This window comes from Streptosporangium sp. NPDC004379, assembly GCF_042873875.1.
GTDB lineage: Bacteria > Actinomycetota > Actinomycetes > Streptosporangiales > Streptosporangiaceae > Streptosporangium.
This window is the reverse complement of the sequence record NZ_JBIAMC010000020.1, coordinates 50,610-71,528: the sequence shown is the minus strand read 5'-3', so window position 1 is coordinate 71,528 and position 20,919 is coordinate 50,610. Positions and strand designations below refer to the sequence as shown.

General features: G+C 72.2%; 18 protein-coding genes and 1 tRNA gene. 5 read left to right on the top strand and 14 right to left on the bottom strand.

The window, feature by feature from the left end:
• The first annotated feature begins 93 nt into the window (after positions 1 to 93).
• Positions 94 to 1,926: a hypothetical protein gene (locus tag ACFYSC_RS31925; protein ID WP_389969014.1), complete on the top strand. Its 1,833-nt coding sequence runs from the start codon at positions 94 to 96 to the stop codon at positions 1,924 to 1,926.
• Positions 1,927 to 2,107: 181 nt separating this feature from the next.
• Here the strand turns inward: ACFYSC_RS31925 and ACFYSC_RS31920 are convergent, their stop codons facing one another.
• The 6 genes from ACFYSC_RS31920 to ACFYSC_RS31895 all read right to left on the bottom strand — a co-directional run bounded on the left by ACFYSC_RS31920 (position 2,108) and on the right by ACFYSC_RS31895 (position 8,429).
• Complete coding sequence (locus tag ACFYSC_RS31920) at positions 2,108 to 3,049, bottom strand: formylglycine-generating enzyme family protein (RefSeq protein WP_389969012.1); 942 nt, start codon at positions 3,047 to 3,049, stop codon at positions 2,108 to 2,110.
• On the bottom strand, positions 3,049 to 4,038 hold the full coding sequence (locus ACFYSC_RS31915) for an aliphatic sulfonate ABC transporter substrate-binding protein (protein WP_389969010.1): 990 nt from the start codon (positions 4,036 to 4,038) through the stop codon (positions 3,049 to 3,051). The genes ACFYSC_RS31920 and ACFYSC_RS31915 overlap by 1 nt, the downstream gene beginning before the upstream one ends.
• Positions 4,035 to 4,820 (bottom strand): ABC transporter ATP-binding protein, encoded by a 786-nt coding sequence (locus tag ACFYSC_RS31910; protein WP_389969119.1) that lies wholly within the window; start codon positions 4,818 to 4,820, stop codon positions 4,035 to 4,037. Before ACFYSC_RS31910 ends, ACFYSC_RS31915 begins: the two co-directional genes overlap by 4 nt.
• A gap of 5 nt (positions 4,821 to 4,825) precedes the next feature.
• On the bottom strand, positions 4,826 to 5,632 hold the full coding sequence (locus tag ACFYSC_RS31905) for an ABC transporter permease (RefSeq protein WP_389969008.1): 807 nt from the start codon (positions 5,630 to 5,632) through the stop codon (positions 4,826 to 4,828).
• Positions 5,633 to 5,664: 32 nt separating this feature from the next.
• Positions 5,665 to 7,155, bottom strand: coding sequence for a sulfatase-like hydrolase/transferase (locus ACFYSC_RS31900; RefSeq protein WP_389969006.1), 1,491 nt, complete (start codon positions 7,153 to 7,155; stop codon positions 5,665 to 5,667).
• An 86-nt stretch (positions 7,156 to 7,241) separates the two neighbouring features.
• A complete protein-coding gene (locus tag ACFYSC_RS31895; protein ID WP_389969004.1) occupies positions 7,242 to 8,429 on the bottom strand; it encodes an ROK family transcriptional regulator in 1,188 nt (395 codons plus the stop codon).
• A gap of 172 nt (positions 8,430 to 8,601) precedes the next feature.
• Here ACFYSC_RS31895 and ACFYSC_RS31890 point away from each other — a divergent pair, with 172 nt between their 5' ends.
• Positions 8,602 to 10,986 (top strand): family 20 glycosylhydrolase, encoded by a 2,385-nt coding sequence (locus ACFYSC_RS31890; RefSeq protein ID WP_389969002.1) that lies wholly within the window; start codon positions 8,602 to 8,604, stop codon positions 10,984 to 10,986.
• A 123-nt stretch (positions 10,987 to 11,109) separates the two neighbouring features.
• Here ACFYSC_RS31890 and ACFYSC_RS31885 read toward each other — a convergent pair whose 3' ends face one another.
• Positions 11,110 to 12,336, bottom strand: coding sequence for an MFS transporter (locus ACFYSC_RS31885; protein WP_389969000.1), 1,227 nt, complete (start codon positions 12,334 to 12,336; stop codon positions 11,110 to 11,112).
• A gap of 489 nt (positions 12,337 to 12,825) precedes the next feature.
• Between ACFYSC_RS31885 and ACFYSC_RS31880 the strand changes: the two genes are divergently transcribed.
• Positions 12,826 to 13,626: an RIO1 family regulatory kinase/ATPase gene (locus tag ACFYSC_RS31880; RefSeq protein WP_362937553.1), complete on the top strand. Its 801-nt coding sequence runs from the start codon at positions 12,826 to 12,828 to the stop codon at positions 13,624 to 13,626.
• A 201-nt stretch (positions 13,627 to 13,827) separates the two neighbouring features.
• On the opposite strand, the gene ACFYSC_RS31875 is transcribed toward ACFYSC_RS31880, so the two are convergent.
• The 7 genes from ACFYSC_RS31875 to ACFYSC_RS31845 all read right to left on the bottom strand — a co-directional run bounded on the left by ACFYSC_RS31875 (position 13,828) and on the right by ACFYSC_RS31845 (position 19,437).
• Positions 13,828 to 13,900: transfer RNA gene (locus ACFYSC_RS31875), tRNA-Ala, on the bottom strand.
• Between the two features lie 19 nt (positions 13,901 to 13,919).
• Complete coding sequence (locus ACFYSC_RS31870; protein WP_389968998.1) at positions 13,920 to 15,350, bottom strand: MFS transporter; 1,431 nt, start codon at positions 15,348 to 15,350, stop codon at positions 13,920 to 13,922.
• Between the two features lie 103 nt (positions 15,351 to 15,453).
• Entirely contained in the window at positions 15,454 to 16,314 is an 861-nt protein-coding gene (locus ACFYSC_RS31865; RefSeq protein ID WP_389968996.1) for a metal-dependent hydrolase, read from the bottom strand.
• Positions 16,315 to 16,376: 62 nt separating this feature from the next.
• On the bottom strand, positions 16,377 to 17,606 hold the full coding sequence (locus ACFYSC_RS31860) for a CynX/NimT family MFS transporter (protein WP_389968994.1): 1,230 nt from the start codon (positions 17,604 to 17,606) through the stop codon (positions 16,377 to 16,379).
• 242 nt (positions 17,607 to 17,848) lie between these two features.
• Positions 17,849 to 18,526 (bottom strand): SRPBCC family protein, encoded by a 678-nt coding sequence (locus ACFYSC_RS31855; RefSeq protein WP_389968992.1) that lies wholly within the window; start codon positions 18,524 to 18,526, stop codon positions 17,849 to 17,851.
• A gap of 60 nt (positions 18,527 to 18,586) precedes the next feature.
• Positions 18,587 to 18,952: a hypothetical protein gene (locus tag ACFYSC_RS31850; RefSeq protein ID WP_389969115.1), complete on the bottom strand. Its 366-nt coding sequence runs from the start codon at positions 18,950 to 18,952 to the stop codon at positions 18,587 to 18,589.
• Positions 18,953 to 19,074: 122 nt separating this feature from the next.
• Positions 19,075 to 19,437, bottom strand: coding sequence for a hypothetical protein (locus ACFYSC_RS31845; protein ID WP_362937537.1), 363 nt, complete (start codon positions 19,435 to 19,437; stop codon positions 19,075 to 19,077).
• Positions 19,438 to 19,523: 86 nt separating this feature from the next.
• Between ACFYSC_RS31845 and ACFYSC_RS31840 the strand changes: the two genes are divergently transcribed.
• Positions 19,524 to 20,027, top strand: a complete 504-nt coding sequence (locus ACFYSC_RS31840; RefSeq protein ID WP_389968990.1) for a DUF523 domain-containing protein — start codon at positions 19,524 to 19,526, stop codon at positions 20,025 to 20,027.
• Between the two features lie 76 nt (positions 20,028 to 20,103).
• Positions 20,104 to 20,901: a TVP38/TMEM64 family protein gene (locus ACFYSC_RS31835; protein WP_389968988.1), complete on the top strand. Its 798-nt coding sequence runs from the start codon at positions 20,104 to 20,106 to the stop codon at positions 20,899 to 20,901.
• Positions 20,902 to 20,919: the final 18 nt, after the last annotated feature.

Here is a 20,919-nt window from a genome sequence, read left to right as displayed (position 1 = left end):
CTCAAGCGGACCGGACGACTCAAGCGAATCCCAAGTGAATCCCAAGCGGTGATCACGATCATGGTCCCTTCGCATGTGAAGAAAGGGACCCCAATGAGAAGGACAGCGTTGCTGCTGAGCGCCCTGCTGCTCGGTGGGCTGCTGGCCGCACCTCCCGCGCTCGCCTCTCCCGCCGTCCGGGCCACGCCCGCCAAGACCGTACCCGCCGCCGCACCCGCCCGGGCCGTGTCCGCCGTCAAGGCGGCCGTGGCCCGGGTCGGGGCGAGCCCCGCCAAGCGGTCGGGCGACTGTCCCACCACGGTCGGGTTCTCGGCCGTGGTGACGGCCAAGGGCCGGGGAACCGTCCGCTACCGGTGGGTGCGCAGCGACGGCGGCAAGGGAGCCGTCAAGAGCCTGCGTGTCAACGGCGCGCGCAGAGCGGTCGTGCGGGATCGCCAGACCTACGACCGCACCACCTCCGGCTGGCAGGCCATCGAAATCCTCGGCAGGAAGGGCCTGTCCGCCAAGGCCCGGTTCCGCGTCACCTGCGCGGGTCCCGCCAAGGTGTGGGACGTCGCCGATCCGCTGCCGGCCCGGCCCGGCGAGCCGCTGACCGTCGCGGCCGCCCTCGACGTCCGCCCGCCGGTCCACAACGGCGCCTGCCCCGCGACCGTGACCTTCACGGCCACCATCCAGGTGTCGCGCACCCCGGCCAGGGTCGGCTACCAGTGGATCGACAGCGCCACCGGCGAGTCCCGGCCGGAGTCGATGTACTTCGCCGCCGGCGGGCCACGCAGCCGGCAGGTCGGTCTGCCGCTCGGGGTGGGCAGCTCCACCAGCGGCTGGAAGGCCGTCCACATCCTCAACCCCGACGGCCACGACTCGGGGCGCGCCGCCTACGCGGTGACCTGCAGGACCACCCCGCAGTCGCCTCCGCCGTCGGCCACCCCCACTTCGACCCCCACTTCGACCCCCACCGGGCCGCCGGCGGGGAAGCCGGAGCCGTGGATCGTCGACGTCACCCCCGGCGACTACGAGGGAGACTGCACCGAGCCGCTCGCCTACCAGGCCGCCGGACGCGTCACCCTTCCGGCGGGCCCCGCGAGGCAGGTCACCTACTGGTGGATCCTCGACGGCACCGCCTGGCAGCACCAGGTCCTCGACTTCCCGGCCGGTGACCGGCCCCGGTCCCAGGACGTCTCCGCCGTCTGGAGCCTCGGCCCCGGCGCCGACGGCGGCCACACGATCGGCCTCATGACGGAGGGCGGCCCGGCCGGACCCGCCGAGCGCCGGTTCACCGTCGCCTGCGCCGCGGAAACCGAGAGGGCCGAGCTGACCGTCCGCTATCTGCTGACCCCTCTCTTCAGGGGTGACTGCGACGGTTCCTTCGGCGCCAGGGCGGACGCGCTGGTCATGACGGACCGGGAGACCGAGATCAGGTATCGCTTCGTCGTCGACGGCAAGCCCGGTCCGGCCAGGAGCGAGCACCTCAGGCCCGGCGTCACCCAGTCGATCGGCGACTTCTGGTACAGCTCCGCCAGGACCAGCGGCACCGGCGTCGTGCGTCTGGAGGTGCTGAACCACAACAAGCCGGTCAAGCAGGGGGCCTACAGCTGGACGTGCGTTCCGACGGACCCCTCCCCGGGAACCGTGCGCATCAACGAGCTCACACCGGTCGCCTACTACGGTGACTGCGTCGCCGCGCCGTACGTGACCGCTTACGGCGGGTTCGCGGCGGCCCCCGGGACGCAGATCACCTACCGCTGGGTGATCGACGGGGAGCCGCAGGCGTCCAGAACGCTCACCGTGGAGGGCGGCGGAGTCGTGCAGTTGCAGTCGGCCCACTGGAGCCGCAACTCGAAGACCAGCGGAACCGTCGGCCTTGAGGTGCTGAACCACAACAGGCCGGTCGCCCAGGCCGCCTATCCGGTGACCTGCCAGAGCTGACCTGACGCGCCGGCTGAGCCGCACCGGTCTTCACGGGATCCTCGCGGGATCTTCCCGGGATCCTCGCGAACCGGTGCGGCTCACTCCGGCGGACGGTCGCGCTCCGGCCGCTTCCCACCCCCACCACCGCCCCCTGGGTCCGGGTCCGGATCCGGCGGCCGGTGGAGGGCCGCGGGGCGGGTCAGGGGGAGAGTGCGCAGCGGAAGCCGCTGTGCCCGGTGGAGGAGTCCGGTGTGTTGCCGGTCCGCGCGGCCACCCGGTAGCGGTTGCAGTAGGACTCGTGGCACATGTGGGAGCCGCCGCGGATCACGCGTGCCGCGCCGGTCGGCGGGCCCTGCGGGTCCACCCGGGTGAGCGCGGACTCCGCGACGTGCCAGTCGGTGCTCCACCGGTCCAGGCACCACTCCCAGACGTTGCCCGAGGTGTTGTAGAGGCCGTACCCGTTCGGCGCGAAGGACTTGACCGGCGCGGTGCCGACGTACCCGTCGGCTCCGGTGTTCGAGTGCGGGAACGTGCCCTGCCATATGTTGCACCGGTGCCGCCCGTGCGGCGTCAGCTCGTCGCCCCAGGGGTAACGGGCCTGGACGAGCCCGCCGCGCGCCGCCATCTCCCACTCGGCCTCGGTCGGCAGCCGCTTGCCCGCCCAGACCGCGTAGGCGGCCGCGTCGTTCCAGGAGACATGGACGACCGGGTGGTTCTGCCGCGACGTGACGTCCGATCCGGGGCCTTCCGGGTGACGCCAGTCGGCGCCCGCCACCGCCACCCACCAGGGGGCGCCCGGGACGGTGCCGTCGATGACGTGGCGCGGGTCGGCGAAGTGCCGGAAGACGAACGACCAGCCGTACCGTTCGGCGTCGGTCCGGTAGCCGGTGGCCTTGGCGAAGGTCGCGAACTTGGCGTTGGTCACGCACACCGGGTCGATGAGGAACGGCGACAACGTCACCTCCCGCACCGGTCCCTCACCGTCCGCCGCCCACCCGTCGGGGTCCTCGCCGCCCATGAGGAAGGCGCCGCCCGGGATGGCCACCATGCCGCCGGCGTTCGCGCGCCGCGCGGGGGCGGAGGCGGGGATGGAGCGTTCCCGGGCGGGATCCCGGCCGGGCGCGCAGCAGGCGTCCGCCATCAGCCGCTCGCCGCGTTCCGGTAGAGGTCGGCGGTGAAGTAGGTCCCGGGGTCGGGCGACTCCGTGATCTTGCCCATGCCGACGAAGACGTCGGCCAGGTTCTTGTACCAGCCGCCCACCGTTCCGTCACCCGCGAGCTTGACCAGCTCGGAGGTCGGAAGGATCCTGGTGACCGCCGACGCGCCCTTGAACTGCTCGGCGGGCGCCTTCAGGAAGGCCGCGGTGAGCTGTTCGGCCTCGGCGGTGTGCGCGGCGATCCAGTCGTCGGCCTCCTGGATCACCTTGATGACCTTGGTGGTCGTCGCGGGGTCGTCCTTGACGATCTCGTTGCGGGCGACGAACGAGCTGGGGAAGCTGACCTGGGGGTAGAAGTCCTCGCTCTCGGTCAGCTCGACCAGGTCGGGGACGTTCTTCTTGATGGTGCCGATCAGCGGGTACCAGATGGCCGCCGCGTCGACCTGCTTGGCGGAGAACGCCGTGACCACGGTGCTCGGGTCCATGTTGACCTTCTGCACGTCCTTGACGGTCAGTCCGGCCTGCTTGAGGGCCAGTTGCAGGATCATGTCGCCGGAGGTGCCCTCGGGCACCCCGATCTTCTTGCCCTTCAGGTCGGCGATCCCCTTGACGCCCGAGCCGGCGTGAGTGATCACTCTGTCGGCTATGCCGAGCATGTTCGGGGCGATGATCTTCGCCTTGCCGCTGGCCGGCAGCCAGGCCGCGCCGGAGCCGATGTAGCCGAAGTCGAGGTCGCCCGAGCCGAGCGCCTGGACCTGCAGCGGGCCGTTGGTGAAGACCTTCAGCTCCGGCTTGAGGCCGTGCTTGGCCCACAGGCCCTGTTTGTCGGCGACGGCCAGGACGGCCGCGCCGGAGAAGTCGGCGATGTAGCCGAACCGCACCGCCTTGGCGCCGTCCTCGTCGCCTGAGGAGCAGCCGGTCAGGGGAAGCAGGAGGACCAGAGCGGCGGCGGCCACCCGGAGGGGGAACTTCATCGGGGCGATCCTTCGAGTGTGGTGGGCTGGTGGTAGACGGCGTGCCAGACCTGCCGGCGCAGCTCGGCGAACTCGGGTGACAGCCTGATCTCCTCCGAGCGGGGGTACGGCAGGCCGACGTCGATGACCTGGTGGACACGGCCCGGCCGGGCGGCCATGACGATCACCCGGTTGGCCAGGTAGACGGCCTCGTCCACGTCGTGGGTGATGAACATGACCGTGCGCCGTTCCCGGCTCCAGGTGTCCAGGAGCCGGTCCTGGAGCTGGACCCTGGTCAGCGCGTCGAGGGCGCCGAAGGGCTCGTCCATCAGCAGGACGGTGGGGTCGACGGCGTAGGCGCGGGCGATGGCGCAGCGCTGCTTCATCCCGCCGGACAGCGTCCTGGGCAGCGCGTCGGCGAAGTCGGTGAGACCGACCAGGTCGATGAAGTGCTGGGCCCTCGCCCGCCGTTCGGCCTGACCGACCCCGGCGATCTTCAAGCCGAACTCGACGTTCTTGCGGACGCTCATCCAGGGGAAGAGCGCGTACTGCTGGAAGATCACTCCTCGCTGCGGGCTGGGCCCGTGCACAGCGGCGCCGTCCACCAGGACCTCGCCCCCGGTCGGGGTCAGCAGTCCGGCGGCCGCGTTCATCAGGGTGCTCTTGCCGCATCCCGACGGGCCGACCACTGTGACGAACTCGCCCTCGGCGATCGACAGGTCGACGTCGTCGAGTGCGGCGAAGTCGCCGTCACCGAGTTCGAAGCGATGCGAGAGCCCGCGAAACTCGATCTTGGGAGTCACTGTGCTCACCTCCGTTCCTGCCAGCCGGTCAGGCGTCGCTCGGCCAGCAGCAGGGCGCGGTCCATGAGCAGGCCGACGAGGCCGATGACGATCAGTTGGACGAAGATCGTGGAGAGGTCGTAGTACAGCTGTGCCTGCTGCATCCGGTAGCCGAGCCCTTCCTGGGCGGCGATGAGCTCGGCGGCGACGACCGTGGCCCAGGAGGCGCCGAGGCCGATCCGCATGCCGACCAGGATGAAGGGGGTGGAGGCCGGGACGACCACGCCGGTGAAGACGGTGCGGTCCTTCGCGCCGAGCACCCGGGCCGCGTTGATCAGCGTGTTGTCGACCGAGACCACGCCCTGGAAGGTCGAGACGACCGAGGACAGGAACGAGGCCAGGAAGATGACGAAGACCTTGGGCGTCTCGCCGATGCCCAGCAGGACGATGGCCAGCGGGATGATCGCCAGCGGCGGGACCATGCGGAAGAACTGCAGCCACGGCTCGACCAGGCCGCGGATCGCCGGATACCACCCCATGAGGAAACCGACGGGTACGGCGAGCGCCACGCCGAGCACGAAGCCGGTCAGCACTCTGCGGAGGCTGGCGAGCAGGTCGAGGGGGAGCGTCCCGTCGCCGACCAGCGTGCCGAAGCGCTCGACGACCGACAGCGGGCCGGGGAAACCCTGGATGCCGCTGTTGGCGAGCAGCGTCCAGACCAGCAGGCCGAGCACGCCCGAGCCGATGGTGAGCGGCAGGGCCGACCTCTTTCCGGTTCTCTTCCCGGACGTCTTCGCGGATCTCTTCCCGGGTGTCTTCACCGGCGTCTTCACGGGCGTCTCCGCGGACGTCTCCGTGAGCCGCCTCACGGCACGACCTCGTCCGCGACGCCGTCCACGTCGGCGGCGCGGTCGCCGCCGATGTCGGCCATGTAGCTCATCCAGGTGTAGGCGGGGTCGCCCCGGCGCTGGAGTTCCCGGTAGAGCCGGAGGGTGAGGTTCCGGCGCACTCCCGCGTAGGCCGGGACGGTGTAGACGTTGTTGAGCTCGTGCGGGTCGCTTTCCAGGTCGTAGAGCTCGTGAACGCTCTCGGGGTTGAAGACGAACTTGTGCCGCCGGTCCCTGATCATGCGCTGGGAGTAGGGGAAGTGGTGGCCGTGGAACTCGGTGACGACCTGGTCGCGGCCTTCGGCCGCCTCACCCCTGATCAGCGGCAGCAGGCTCTCGCCGTCGCACGGCGACCGCGGGGGGAGCCCGGCCAGTTCGAGGATCGTCGGGTTGAGGTCGATGAGCGTGACGAAGTCGTCGACGACGCGGGGAGCCGCGCCGGGTACGCGCACGATGCCGGGGATGCGGTAGATGTCCTCGTACATCGCCGGCCCCTTGTCGTTGAGGCGGTGGGAGCCGGTGAACTCACCGTGGTCGGCGGTGAACACCACCGTGGTCTCGTCCCACAGGCCCAGCTCGCGCAGGCGGGTCAGCAGCCGGCCTATCTGGTCGTCGATCATCGTGACGTAGCCCCAGTACACCGCGATCAGCTTGCGCCAGGCGTCGGCGTCGAAGTGGTCGGCCGACCAGTACTCGGCGTAGCGGCGCTGCACCTCGGGCTTGCCGTGGAAGGTCTCGGCCATCGAGGCGGGCAGCGGGACCAGCGACGGGTCGTACATGTCGTAGTAGTGGTCGGGGATCAGATAGGGCAGGTGCGGGCCGTACCAGTGGCAGGAGAGCATGAACGGCTTCCCGCCGTCGTGGAAGTCGCGGGCGTAGCGGTCCAGGAGCTCGACGGTCCGGTCGGTGAGGAAGGTCTCGACGGTGGCCTCGGCCGGCTGCCGGAGCCGCCCGGCGATCAGGTGGCCGCGGCCGGAGTCGTTGGGGGCCTTGCCGAAGACCGCCTCGCGCACCGCGAAGGGCGGGTGGTCGTTCTCCTTCAGCCACCGCTCGTAGGACGGGTGGTGGAAGGGGTTCAGCGCGCCCGGCAGATGCTCGCCGTCCATGGCGTAGAACTCCGGGCCGCGGTTCCGCCCGATGTGCCACTTGCCCACGTGGCCCAGGTTGTATCCGGCCTCCAGCAGGGGCCCCGGCAGGACCGGGTGCTCGTCGGCCACCTCGTCGCGGGCGCCGCCGTTGCGCTCGGGGTTGACCAGCAGGCCGTGCCTGAACGGGTGCAGGCCGGTGAAAAGGGACGCCCGGGCGGGGGTGCAGATCGCGGTCGGGGTGTAGAAGCGGTCGAACCGAGCACCCTCCGCGGCCAGGCCGTCCAGCGCCGGGGTGCGCACCACCGGGTTGCCGTAGCAGCCCAGGGTGTCGGTGCGGTGCTGGTCGGTCATGAGGAACAGGACGTTGCGTGGGGTACTCAAGCTCACCCTCCGGTCAATTTTTTCCTGAGGCTTGACGTTAATTGGCGGAGAGGTGAACCACAAGAGGCGGGAGAGAGATCTTTTTGTCAGCCGACCGTCGGACGCAGGTGCTCGGCGATGACCGGCTCCTCGTGCAGCATCAGCGCGATCGCGCCCAGGGCCGAGGCGCTCGGCCCCAGGTCGCCCGGGACCACGTCGATCCTGCGCGGCGAGTTGGGCAGCGACAGGGACGCGACGGCGCCGCGGACCGGGTCCAGCACCAGGCTGCCGAGGGCGGACAGCTCGCCGCCCAGGACCACCCGCTCCGGGTCGAGCTGCACCACGGTGTCGGCCAGGACCCTCCCGAGGTCGCCCGCGGCGGTGGAGACCACCTGGCAGACCTCGGGCACGCGGTCCTGGGCCGCGGTGACCAGCTCGGCGAGGCCGGGTAACGTCACGCCGCGGGCGGCGCAGGCCTCCAGCAGCGCGGGACCGCCGATGCGGCCCTCCAGGCAGCCCCGGCCGCCGCAGTGACAGGGCGGCCCGTCCGGGTCCAGGGAGACGTGGCCGAGCTCCCCGGCCGCGCCGTGCGCGCCGCGCACCAGCCGGCCGCCGAGGATGTAGCCCCCGCCGACGCCGACCGACCACCGCACGTAGACCACGTTGTCGACGGATCTCGCCGCACCCCAGGTGCGTTCCGCCAGCGCCGCCAGCCTCGCGTTGTTGTCGACCGCCACCCGGACCCCGAACTCCCGCTCCAGGCGTGCGGCGATGGGAGAGTAGCGGGCCGGCACCAGGCCCAGCGGCACGGCCGGGTCGTCCACGACGCCGACGATCCCCAGCCCGATCGCCTCCAGCGCGCCCAGGCGCACGCCGCGCTCCAGGGCCACCCGCCGGACCAGGGAGACGGCGATCTCGGCCTGCGCGTCGAGGTCGCTCTCCCCCGGCAGGTCCGTCGCGTCGGTGGCGACGATCTGGTGGGAGACGTTGGCGACGGCGACGCGGACCTGCTGCCGGGCGAGTTCCAGCCCGATGAGCTGGCCGGCCTCGGGGTTGAGCCTGACCCGTGCCGCCGGCCGGCCACGGCCCCGCGGGCCGGCCTCCGGGTCGCGGGTCTCGACGATCGCCCCCTGCTCGACCATGTCCGAGATGATCGCGAACAGGGTGGTCCGGGACAGGCCGGTGCGCGCCATCAGCTCCGCCCGGCTCAGCGCGCCGCCCGTCCGGAGGTTGTCGAGCACCGCCTCCTCGTGAACTCGTCGGAGGCGCTGCAACGCGTCGGCGGGCCTGCTCATGCCCGCATGATGACAGTCCGGTCAATTTTTGTCAAGTCTTCGGAATAAAGGCGACATGCCTCGGAAGGTTATATTCCGAACTATTGACTAAATAGGAGTCGGGGCGAAGACTCTGGCGTTACCGACCGGGCCCCCGGCGCCGCCGGCCCGGTCACCGTCCCCGAGGAGACTCATGCCCGACGCCCCCCGTCGCCCGATCCCCCCGATCAAACGCCTCTCCCTCGCCGCCCTCCTGGCCGTCGCCCTCCCCCTCGCCGCACCGGCGCCGTCCACTGCGACGGCCGTACCGGAACCCGTCAACCTGGCGCCGGCCGGCACCGCCGCCGCCTCCAGCGTGGAGCTGGACCGGCCGGACTTCGCGGCCGCCCACGTGATCGACGGAGACGCCGCCACCCGCTGGTCGTCCGCGTACGCCGACGACAACTGGGTGCAGGTCAAGCTCGCCGAGCCGTCGAAGGTCGACCACGTCACGCTCAGGTGGCCCAACGCCTGCGCCCGCGACTTCGTGCTGCAGACCTCGGCCGACGGTCTCACCTGGACCGACGTCGCCTCCCTCCAGCGCGACACCTGCCCGCGCGTCGACGTCATCGACGTCGGCACCGACCAGCCGGTCTCCTACGTCCGCATGCAGGGCCGCAAGCGGTGGGCGGCCTACGGCTACTCGATCTCGGAGTTCGAGATCTGGAACCTGCCCCAATCGCCCAAGCCGACACTCGGCCTGCTGCCCAAACCCGTCTCCCTGACCGAGGACGGCGGGCAGCCGTTCGTCCTGCACACCAACACGCGCATCGTGGCCTCGGGCACCGGCGCGCAGGCCCCCGCCGAGTACCTCGGCCGGCTGCTGCGCACCGCGACCGGATACCGGGTCCGCGTCGCCGCCCACGGCAACGGCCCCTCGCCGATCCTCCTCTCCGTCGGGCCGGGCAAGGGACCCGCCGGGCACGAGGAGGAGGGCTACACCCTCAAGGTGACCTCCGGCGCCGTCACCATCGAGGCCGCCACCGCCAACGGCGCGCTCAACGCGGTGCAGACGCTGCGCCAGCTCCTGCCGCAGTGGACCCCGGCCGGCGGAACGCCGTCGGTGCCCGCCGTGACGATCACCGACTACCCCCGATTCGCCTACCGGGGCGTCATGCTCGACGTGGCGCGCAGCTTCTACCCCGTCGCCGACGTCAAGCGCTACATCGACACGGCCGCGCAGTACAAGATCAACCGGCTGCACCTGCACCTGACCGACGACCAGGGCTGGCGCATCGCCATGGACACCCCCGCCGACAACCCCGCGGGCATCGACTACGGGCTGCTCACCCGGGTCAGCGGCGCCACCGCGATGACCCGGGACGCCAACGGCAACCTGATGGGCACCGAACTCGGCCACACCGGTTTCTACACCAAGGCCGACTACACCGAGATCGTCCGGTACGCGGGCGAGAACGGCATGGTCGTCGTGCCCGAGATCGACCTGCCCGGTCACACCAACGCGGCGTTGCACGCCGTCCCGCAGCTGAACACCGCGGGGTCGCTCCCCCGCCCGGCGCCCGGCCAGGCCACCGTGCCGGCCAACGGCACCGGCGCGGTCGGCTACTCCTCGCTGGACTCCGCCTCGCCGGTCACCTACGAGTTCGCCGAGCAGGTGCTGACGCAGCTCGCCCGGCTCACCCCGGGACCGTACCTGCACATCGGCGGCGACGAGGCCCACTCCACCGGCCACGACGACTACACCAAGATGGTCGACGCCTTCACCGCGGACGTCGCCGGCCTCGGCAAGACCGTGATGGGGTGGAACGAGTACTCCTCCACCGCGCTCCCCCGGGACAAGGCGATCGTCCAGTACTGGAACGGCGACAAGGCGCAGGTGGCCGGCGCCGTCGCCCGGCGCGGAGCCCGGGTGGTGCTCTCCCCCGCCTCCAACACCTACGTGCCCCAGAGGCAGGATCCGCGCCAGCCGCAGGGCGGCACCTGGGCCTGCGGCGGGGTGTGCGGGCTCGACCGGCACTACGGCTGGGACCCCGGCACGTTCCTGCCCGGCGTGGCCGAGTCCAGCGTGCACGGTGTGGAGTCGGCCCTGTGGGGTGAGTGGATCCGCGGCGTCCGCCAGGCCGAGTACTGGAACTACCCCCGGGTGATCGCCACCGCGGAGGTCGGCTGGACCCCCCAGGCGCAGCGCGACTACCAGGACTTCAAGGAGCGGCTGGCGGTCGCGGGCGGCCGGCTGACGGTCGCGGAGGTCAACTTCTTCCCCACGGCCGACGTCCCCTGGCGGATCGCGATCCTGGGCACCTCGGGCTCACCCGGCCAGGCGCGGTGGACCGTCACCGCGCCCGGGTACGCCGCGGGCGACCTGCCCGCCACGATCTCCTGGAGCGACGGCGTCCAGGAGACGGTCACCCTGACCACCGACCGGCCGGGCAGCATCCCCGAGATGTGGAACAACGGCGTCTTCACCGCGGTCTCCACCCGCGCCTTCCCCGACGCGGGACGCTACACCGGCACACTCCGGATCAAGAGACCCGGCTGGGCCGCGGTCGAGGGGACGCTCACCGTGACGGCGGGCTGACCGCGGCCGGGTGGGCCCGATCGCGGGAATCGGCGCCCACCCGGTCGCCCGGGGAGAACGGGGATGTCGCCGCCCCGCCCGGCGGCTCAGGGCGGTCGGCCGGGCGACCTCGCCGGTCACGTCTCAGTCGTCGTGGGCGATGAGCATGAGCTGCCGCCACAGCAGCACGACGAACACCGCGGAGCCGGCGAAGGCGAACCAGAAAGGCGCCGTGACACCGAAGCGGGCGGCCAGGATGCCGCCGATCAGCGAGCCGACCACCAGACCGGCGTAGACGCAGACGGTGTTGACGCTGCCCACCCGGCCCTGGAGTTCGCTCGGGACCGCGCGCTGACGGACGGTGACCGAGGTCGTGCCCCAGATGAACGCGTGCGCGCCGAAGGCCAGGAAGATGGCCCCGGCGACCCACGGGGAACGGGTCAGGGCCAGGCCCAGATGGGTGAACGTCTCGATGACGAGCCCGATCCGCATCAGGGCGCCGAGGCTCACGCTGCGGGTGATGACCCCGTACAGGCCGGTGCCGATCAGGCCGCCGATCCCGCCGATGGTGGTCATCAGGCCGAACCCCACGGCGCCGAGGCCGAGCCGTTCCTGGGTGTAGAGGACGAGAACCGACCAGGCCGCGCCGAACGTGAAGTTGAAGATCAGGATGGTGAGCGCCAGCGTGCGGACCGCGGCGTGCCGGACGGTCCAGGTGAACCCGGCGACGAGTTCCCGTACGGTGCCGGGCCCGGGATCGCCGGTCCGCCGGCCGTGCGGCGGCAGCGTGATCCGGGAGACCAGGACGATCCCCGCCACCACCAGGAGCAGCTGGGCCGCGAACGGCCAGGTGAAGCCCAGGCCGAACAGCGCCGCGCCGATCGGCGGCCCGGCGAGCTGGTTGAGCGTGATGAACCCCGTGCCCAGGCGGGCGTTGGCGATGACGAGATCGTCCTTGCCGACCATCATGGGCGTCAGCGTGGCCGTCGCGCTGTCGGCGAACACCTCGGCGACGGCACGGAGCGTGAGCGCCACCAGCGCCGTCGCCACGGTCACGGTGCCGGTCAGCATGAGCGCGACGAGCGCCGCCAGCACCACGGCCCGTGCCGCGTTCGCCACGAGCACGATCCCGCGCCGGTCGTGCCGATCCGACAGCACTCCCGCGTACAGGCTGAACAGCAGCGGCGGCGCCCAGCTCACCAGGGCCGACAGTGAGATCATCAGCGGGTCGCGGGTCAACGTCGCGATCAGCAGCGGACCCGCGGCGGCCGCGACCCCGTCACCGAGATTCGTCAGCCAGCTCGAGGCCAGCAACCACCGGAACCCCGTCCCCAGCCGGGCGGGCAGGGCCTTCTCCACCACTGCGATCACAAGCGCAAAACGATACGTTTCGCGGGGATCCACGGCAACGCGTTTTCACGGCCGCACGCTGCGCCGTGAGGACGAGGACGTGGGGAATGCCGGGACTGCGGCGGCGCCGGCGCGGCTTCGCGGCCACGGGCGGATGGGCCGCGCCGGGATCGATGGCGGCCCCGGTCCGCCCCGAGTCCCGTGGAGCCGGGACGGACCACGGCTCCGGTAAACACGTTGCGCGGCCTGGAACGGGCAGGGCATGCTGGGGCGATCGAGCGGCGGAGAGCGCTGCCTGGACTAAGGAGGGCTGACGGATGGCCATCACTGCGCTGCGGCATGTCCGCATCGGTCCCATCTCTCTGTTCAGGAGCACACCCGTTGTCTTCCGAGTCTTCCGAGTACGAACTCTCTGACGCCTCTTCCGCCCTCGACCCCCACCGGCCCGAATCCACCGGTGAGGAGTCCCGGCCGGATCCGGCCGCGGCCTTCGTCTTCACGTTCCATTCGGTGAGCGAGGAGCTGGGCCCGGACCAGCGATGGTCCACCTGGTTGGAGGTCGAGCGCGGTTGCCGCGGCCCGGAACCACGCCCCTCATGGGTCGTGACGGAGCAGGCCGCGATCGACACCGAGCTCGGCGTCCTCAAAACCGGTAAGGAAGCCGATGTCTTCCTGCTCGAACGGGCCGTCGAGGCCATCGGCGACAATCCGGCGAAGTCCTCGCTGCTGGCCGCGAAACGGTACCGCACCGAGGAGCACCGGTCCTTCCACCGCAGTACGTCGTACGTCGAGGGCCGCCGTACCCGCAACAGCCGCGACAGCCGGGCGATGGCGAAGAAGACCTCGCACGGCCGCGGTGTCGCGGCCGGTCAGTGGGCATACGCCGAATGGGACGCCCTCAACCGGCTGTGGAAGGCCGGCGTCCCGGTGCCGTATCCCGTGCAGGTGGACGGGACCGAGCTGCTGATGGAGTTCATCGACGACGGCGAGGGCGGCGCCGCGCCCCGGCTGGCCCAGGTCCGGCCGCCTGCGGAACTGCTCGGCGTGTACTTCGAGCAGCTCCGCGACGGCATGCGTGAGCTGGCCCGCGCGGGGCTCGCGCACGGCGACCTGTCGCCGTACAACGTCCTGGCGCAGGCCGAGCGGATCGTGATGATCGACCTGCCCCAGGTCGTCGACATCGTCGGCAACCCCAAGGGCATGGACTTCCTGATGCGCGACTGCCACAACATGGCCACGTGGTTCACCAACCGCGGGTTCGAGGTCGACGAACAGGAGCTGTTCGCCGACCTGCTCACGATGGCGCTCTGATCACCCTCCGCCCGGCGACGCACTCCGGCGTCGCCGGGTCCGTCCGGAGCCTCCAGCGCTGCGGCGAAGGGGACGGCACCCGGCCGGATCCGGCGACGACGACCACGTCAGCCGGGAGAACGACGAGATCCCGCCCGATCGAGCCGATCGGACGGGATCTCGTCAACCACCTGCGGGCCGTCTCAGAAACGGCCCTTCCGGTGGAGCTATGGGGATTCGAACCCCAGACCTCCTCCATGCCATGGAGGCGCGCTACCAGCTGCGCCATAGCCCCTTGCGGTGCAGATGAAATCTTAGCCCACTTCGGACACCCCGCGTGCCATCCGGCCGGAGACGAGGGCGACCGCCGCGGAGATCACGGTGCCCACCGTGATGACGGCGAAGCACAGGACGTAGGCGTCCCGGGACGGCACTGCGGTCCCGGCGATGGTGACCGAGGTCAGGATCGCCGCCGTGACCGCCCCGGAGACGCTGCCGCCGATCGCGCGGACCAGGGAGTTGATGCCGCTGGCGATGCCGCTCTCGCTCATCGGGACGTGCTGTACGGCCAGCGTCCCCAGCGCCGCGTAGGCGATCCCGAAACCCAGGCCCTGTAGCGCGTTGGAGCAGACCAGGTCGAGCACGGAGGAGTTGGAGAGGGTGAACCAGCCGAATCCGGCCGCGGTGAAGGCCGCGCCGAGGGCCAGGCAGTGAGCCGCCCCGAGCCGCGCGGACAGGCGGCCGGCCATGAAGGAGGCGCCGAGCATGGTCACCGTACTGGGCAGGGCGTAGACGCCGACGTCGAGGACCGACCCGCCGAAGCCGTACCCGGCCGCGGGCGGCGTCTGGACGAAGCTGGAGACCAGCGTGAAGAAACCGAACATCGCGAAGCCCAGCAGCAGCGAGGCGAGGTTGGCCTGCAGGGAGTGGCGCCCGGCGAGCAGGTGGAGCCGTACCATCGGCGCCCGTACCCGGAGCTGGCTGAAGACCCACACCGCGCACAGCGCCGCGGCGCCCGCGAACAGGCCGAGGACCGGCCCCGAGGCCCACCCCCAGTCGTTGCCCTTGGAGATGCCCAGGAGCAGGCAGACGAGCCAGCAGGACAGCAGGACCGCGCCGATGACGTCGGGGCGGCCTCCGGCCCTGGCCCCGCCGTCGCGGGCGGTCAGCGCGATGAGCGCGATCGCGGCCGCCGCCAGGGCCGCGGTGATCCAGAAGACCGGGTGATGGCTGGTGGTGCGGTCGGCGATGAGCCCGGTGACGATCATCCCCATGTTGCCGCCGACACCCATGGTGGCGCTGACCACGCCGATGGCCGTCATCACCCGGGTCCGCGGGAAGCTGTCCCTGATCATGCCGATGGCCAGCGGGATCACCGCCGCCGACGCGCCCTGCAGGGCGCGGCCGGCGATCAGCGCCGTGAGGGTTCCGGACAGGGCGCAGACGACCGACCCCAGGACGAGCAGGCCGACGGCGAAGAGGATCATCCGCTTCTTGCCGTACATGTCCCCCATACGGGACAGCAGGGGCGTGGCGACCGCGCCGGCCAGCAGCGAGGCGGTGAAGACCCAGGTGACCTCGGCGACCGGCACCCCGAAGGAGACCATCAGGCGGGGCAGCAGCGGGATCACCACGGTCTGCTGGACGGAGACCACCATTCCGGCGATCGACAGGGCGAGCAGGGTCGGCCACAGCCGTCCGCTCCACCGTTCGGCGCCCGGCTCGACGACGACTGTTCCCGCCACGGTCCCCCCGTTTCCCGGCCCTTCGCAAAGGAATGGTAGATCGTAGCCGGGAGGCGCCCAACGGGTTTTCGTGCGATACCGGAAAACCGTGACAGAAGCCGTGTCAGCCCGTGACGGTGTGCATGGTCAGCTCGGCGCCGTCCTCCGACAGCTCCAGGGTGACGCCGACCGAGCCGAGCTCGGAGGTGCGCGACAGGTGCGTGCCCCCGCAGGGGATGGAGACCTCCGCGCCGGGCAGGCCGCAGTGCCAGGTCCGGCGGGCGGTCAGCTCGGGGCCGGGGCTGTCGATCCGGACCGGGGCGTCCGCCGCGACCCACTCCTTGAGCAGGGCGTCCACCCGCTGGGCGATCTCCGGCAGCTCCGCGGCCAGCCCCTCGGCCGAGAACCCCCTGCGGCGCAGCGACTTGCCCAGGCGGTAGACGTCCACGCTGCCGCCCGGCACGATCCGCGAGGACGTGATGGCCGCCTGGTCGAAGTCGGGGTGGCCCAGCCCGTCGGCGGGGACCTCCTTGCGCCACCGTCCGGCCAGCGCCGCGTTGAGCGCGAGCGCGGCGAGATGGCAGGCGGTGTGCCCGGCCGACAGGGACCGGCGGGCCTCGGCGTCCACCGCCAGCTCGACCTCGGCGTCCGTCACCGGGTCGTCGGTCACGTGGACGACCAGCCAGCTCCAGCCGGGCGTGCCGCGGCGCACCGGGATGTCCGGGCCGAGGTGGACGGTCTCCTCGCCGTCCATCACGGCCCCGGTCACGCAGTCGGCGACGGGCAGACCGCCGATCGTGCCGGTGTCCGCGGGCTGGTCGGGCCAGGTGTGGTCGAGGGGGTGGAACGGGGTCTCGGCCACGACCGTGCCGTGGCGCCCGTCCACCGGGAAGGTCGCCACGACCGTCGAGCGCCCCCTGACCTCGCCCCGCGGGAAGCTGACCGATGTCGATCCGCCGATGTCCATCCCCACATCATGCAGCATGCCGGTACGGCCCGCGCCGCCCCCGTCGGGGCGCGGGCCGTACCGGCGCGCACGGAGGAAGGTCAGCGGGACAGGACCCGCTCGTCCTCCAGGTAGCGGTCGCGGCCCGCGTACCAGCCGGCCGCCAGCTGCACCAGGACCACCGCGACCAGCAGCAGGTAGCTGGTCGTCCAGCCGCCGGTGGCCTCGTGCATCACACCGACCAGCAGCGGCCCGGCGCCCGCGATGAGATATCCGGCGCTCTGCCCGAAGCCGGACAGCGCGGCGGTGGCCTCGGGGGTGCGGGTGCGCAGCGCGAGCATGGTCAGCGCCAGCGGGAAGGACCCCATGCCGATGGCGATGAGCACGGTGGACAGCCAGGCCAGGGCGGGCGGGGCGAGCCAGAGGGTGAGGAAGCCGGCCAGGTAGAAGACCACGAAGGCCGCCACCACGGGCCGCTGGTCGGCGAACCTGGTGGCCACCGCGGGCACGGCCATCGAGACCGGGATGCTGATCGCGGTGAAGACGCCCAGCAGCAGCCCGGCCTGCCCGGTGGTGTAGCCGCCGTCGATGAGGATCTTCGCCAGGAACCCGAACATGATGTAGGCCACCATGCTCTGGGTGCCGAAGTACGCGGCGACGGCCCAGGCGAGCCTGCTGCGCACCAGGGCCCGGGCGCCGAACGTCGTGCTGCCCGCGTGCCGCTCCGGCTCACTGCGCAACAGCGCAAGCCACGGAATGACGGCGACGGCGGCCAGCGCCGCCCACACTCCCAGCGCCACGTGCCAGTTGCCGTCGGCGGCCCGCTCGATCGGCACCGTCGCGGCGGCGGCGAGCATCGTGCCGACCGCGAGCGCTGTGGTGTAGACGGTTGTCATGGTCCCGGCCCTGCCGGGGAAGTGACGCTTGATCAGGGTGGGGATGAGCACGTTGCCCACCGCGCCGCCCGACAGCGCCAGGGCGCTGCTGACCAGGAAGATCCCCGCCGAGCCCACCACCGCGCGGACCAGCAGGCCCGTGCCGAGCACGACCAGGGCGGCCAGCAGCAGCCGGTGCTCGCCGACCCTCCTCGCCAGCGCCGGCGTCACCGCGCCGACCGTGGCGAAGATCAGTACGGGGAGGGTGGTGAGGAGGCCGATCCCGGCCCCGGACATGCCGAGTCCGGAGGAGATCTGGTCGAGAACCGGCCCCACGCTGGTGACGGCGGTGCGCAGGTTCAGGGCGGCGAGGACGATCCCCGCCACGAGCAACCAGGCCAAAGATCCTGACGATCCACCGGTGCGGCTGCGCGTCTCCTGGGTGAGCACGCTCATACGGTTCCAGACCTCCGTCAGTTGAGTCGTCGAATCGTAGGATGATTGGCAGACTCAACTGTAACAGGGGCCAAACGGCGATTTGTTCCTGACCCGGGAAACCCGTGACAATGTGAGAACCGGGCCACCGCGTCCCTTACAGGGCGTGGCCCGGTTCTCCCCTCCTCCGGCGTCTCCGGCGTGGGACGGCGGAGGCCCGCCGTCCCGCGCTCCGGGAGATCGGCCTTTCCGCTCCGGCCGCGTCAGATGACCGGACCGGGGGCGGGCGGCGGCTCCTCACCGAGCCGGCGGCCGGCCGGCGGCACCGGGCCGCCACCGGGCGGGGGAAGCGAAGGGCTCGGCGGGAAGTTCTGGCCGCCGACGGTGCCCGGCGGAACCGGCTCACCGAAGCCGCCGCCGACGTCGGTCACCCCGCCGGTGCCGGTCGCGCCGCCGGGAACGCCGCCGACGCCCGCCTCCCTGTCCTGCGGGCCCGGCACGTCACCGCGCCAGGAACCGGTCTCGCCGCCGCGCGCCTCGATGAACGTCTTGAAGCGCTCCAGGTCGCCGCGGACGCGCGTGCGGACGATCTGCAGCCAGTCGCCCACCTTCTCGACGAGGCCCTCCGGGTCGTACTCCATCTGGAGCGTGACCTTGGTGGTCTCGGGACCCAGGTGGTGGAAGGTCACCACACCGGCCTGGTGGGGGCGGTCCAGCGACTTCCAGGCCACCCGCTCGTCGGGGTGCTGCTCGGTGATGTCCGCTTCGAACTCGCGGCGGACCCCGGCGATCTCGACGACCCACGCCGTACGGGTGTCCGTCAGCTGCTTGACCGACTCGACGCCTTCCATGAACTCGGGAAAGCTCTCGAACTGGGTCCACTGGTTGTAGGCCGTACGGATCGGCACGTTCACGTCGATCGACTGTTCGATCGTGCTCACAGTCCTGCCTCCCTTTTTCGTGTACGGGGTGCAGACCTGCCCGATGCGGTACCGGTCTAACTAGCGGCGTCTCAAAAGCCAGTAAAGCCCCACGAACGGCAGGACCAGCGGGATGAACACGTAGCCGCTGCCGTAGCCGGACCAGACCGTGGCGCTCGGGAACGCCGCCGGGTCCGCCATGCTGAGCGTCCCCACCACGAGCACCCCGGCCAGCTCCACGCAGCACGCGGCCAGCGCCAGCCTGCGGTCCCCCCTGGCCAGCGCGATCGTGAGCACCAGGTAGACGGCGGCGGCGAAGGCCGACAGCGTGTAGGCCACCGGCGCCTCGGAGAACCGCGTCGCGATCTGCACGGCGGCGCGCGCGCCCGCGGCCAGTGTGAACAGCCCGTACACCGCGACCAGGGCGCGCCCCGGCCCGCTGCCGATCGCCGGCTCGCCCCCGCCGGTTCCGGCGCGGCGGCCGCCGCGCCGTTCCTCGCCTCGGTCGTGCCCGTCTCCCCCGGCCACCGGCTCCTCCCCCTCCGCCGCGCCGCCGGCCGCCGTGCCGCTCACGCCGCGCCCTGCCAGAGCTGCAACAGCCGGCCGACCATGACGCAGACGGCGAAGCCGCCCACCGCGACCACGACCGCCCCCCAGCGCGAGCGTTCGGCGAGCCCGAGGAACGCCGCCGCGGGCGGGATGACCAGGACCCCGATGAGATAGCCGACGAAGGTGGCCGTCTCCCCGATCTCCTGACCGCCCGCCAGCGCGGCGATCGCGAGCCCCGCCTGGACGAGCAGGGCGGTCTCCAGCACCGCCAGCGCGCCGAGCAGCACGGTCCCCATCGCGCGGCCCCGGGCGGCGGTGACGGCGCCCGCCACGACGATCAGCAGCGACAGCGCGATCAGCGCCGCCGCGAACGGGCCGATCACCGGATCATCACAGGGCCTGCGGACATGGTCATCAGCGTACTGCCCGCCCACCCCGCCCCCCGCGTCGGCGGCCTAGGCTTGGGCGGGTGGAGAGAATCCTGGTCAGCGCCTGCCTGATGGGGCGCCGGGTCCGCTACGACGGCGCCGCCAAGACGAGCGGTGACGCGCTGCTGGCCGCCTGGCGGAAGGAGGGGCGGCTCATCGCCTTCTGTCCCGAGGTGTCGGGCGGCCTGCCCGTTCCGCGGCCCGCCGCCGAGATCGAGGGCGGCGCCGGGGGCGAGGCCGTGCTGGACGGCCGCGCCCGGGTGCTGACCGCCGCCGGAGCCGACGTCACCGGGGCGTTCCTGGCGGGCGCGCACGCGGCGCTGGAGGCCGCCCGCACGTCCGGCGTCAGGCTGGCGATCCTGAAGGAGGCGAGCCCCTCCTGCGGCAGCCTCGTCGTCCACGACGGCGCCTTCGGCGGCGGGCGCGTGCCCGGCGACGGCGTCACCACCGCGCTGCTGCTGCGGCACGGCATCGCGGTCTACGGCGAGGACCGCATCGCCGAGGCGGGACTGCGGCTGCGCGAGCTGGAGCGGCCGCGCCCCTGACCTCACCCCGGAGGGCACGCCTCGCCGGACGGCATACGGTGGGGGCCGTTCCCGAAACCATCCGCAGGAAGCCGCCGTGACCGCCTCCCGTGCCACCTCCGACGCCGCCGACGCCACTGACGCCACTGCGGCCCGGCCGCCGGCCGCCGCCTCGCAGGCGTCCTCCGGCCCGGAGGCCCCTCCCGCCCCCGCCCGGGGTGCCGCCCGCCTCGTGCTGTCGCCGTGGGCGCGTCTGGCGCTGCTCGTCCTGCTCCTCGGAGCGGCCGCCGGGGCGGTGCTGCTCTGGGAGCCCCAGTGGTCGCTCGCCTCCGGCGCGGGCGGCCTCGCGTCCGGGATCTGGGCGGGGCCGGCCTTCGTGGCGGTCTACGCGCTGGGCACGTTCGCCTTCGTTCCCAAACCGGCGCTGAGCGCCGCCGCCGGCGCCCTGTTCGGCATCGCCTACGGCCTGCCCCTCGCCGTGGCGGGCACCACCGCGGGCGCGGTGACCGCCTTCGCCGCCGCCCGGCTGCTCGGCCGGGACGCCCTGCGGCCGCTGCTGCGGGGCCGGGTCCTGACCGCGCTCGACCGGCGGCTCACCCGTCACGGATTCGGCGGCGTGCTGGCGCTGCGCCTGCTGCCGGGGGTGCCGTTCGCCGCGGTCAACCTCGGCGCCGCCCTCTCCGGGGTGCGGCCGTGGCCGTTCGCCGCCGCGACGCTGCTGGGCACGGTGCCGGGCAACGCCGTCTACGTGATCGCCGGGGCGTCGGCCACCGCGCCCGCCTCCCCCGTGATGTGGATCGCCGGCGCCGGGTGCGCCGTCCTGCTGGGCGGCGTCCCCCTGTGGCGGGCCGTACGGCGCCGCGCCGCGCGTTCCGCTCCGCCCGAGCCCTCGTGATCCGGGCCGGACGGCTTC

Excerpts from the sequence above, each read along its gene's own strand:
- ACFYSC_RS31925 (WP_389969014.1), top strand. The coding sequence starts at position 94 with ATGAGAAGGACAGCGTTGCTGCTGAGCGCCCTGCTGCTCGGTGGGCTG.
- ACFYSC_RS31920 (WP_389969012.1), bottom strand. The coding sequence starts at position 3,049 with ATGGCGGACGCCTGCTGCGCGCCCGGCCGGGATCCCGCCCGGGAACGC.
- ACFYSC_RS31915 (WP_389969010.1), bottom strand. The coding sequence starts at position 4,038 with ATGAAGTTCCCCCTCCGGGTGGCCGCCGCCGCTCTGGTCCTCCTGCTT.
- ACFYSC_RS31895 (WP_389969004.1), bottom strand. The coding sequence starts at position 8,429 with ATGAGCAGGCCCGCCGACGCGTTGCAGCGCCTCCGACGAGTTCACGAG.
- ACFYSC_RS31890 (WP_389969002.1), top strand. The coding sequence starts at position 8,602 with ATGCCCGACGCCCCCCGTCGCCCGATCCCCCCGATCAAACGCCTCTCC.
- ACFYSC_RS31865 (WP_389968996.1), bottom strand. The coding sequence starts at position 16,314 with ATGCTGCATGATGTGGGGATGGACATCGGCGGATCGACATCGGTCAGC.
- ACFYSC_RS31860 (WP_389968994.1), bottom strand. The coding sequence starts at position 17,606 with ATGAGCGTGCTCACCCAGGAGACGCGCAGCCGCACCGGTGGATCGTCA.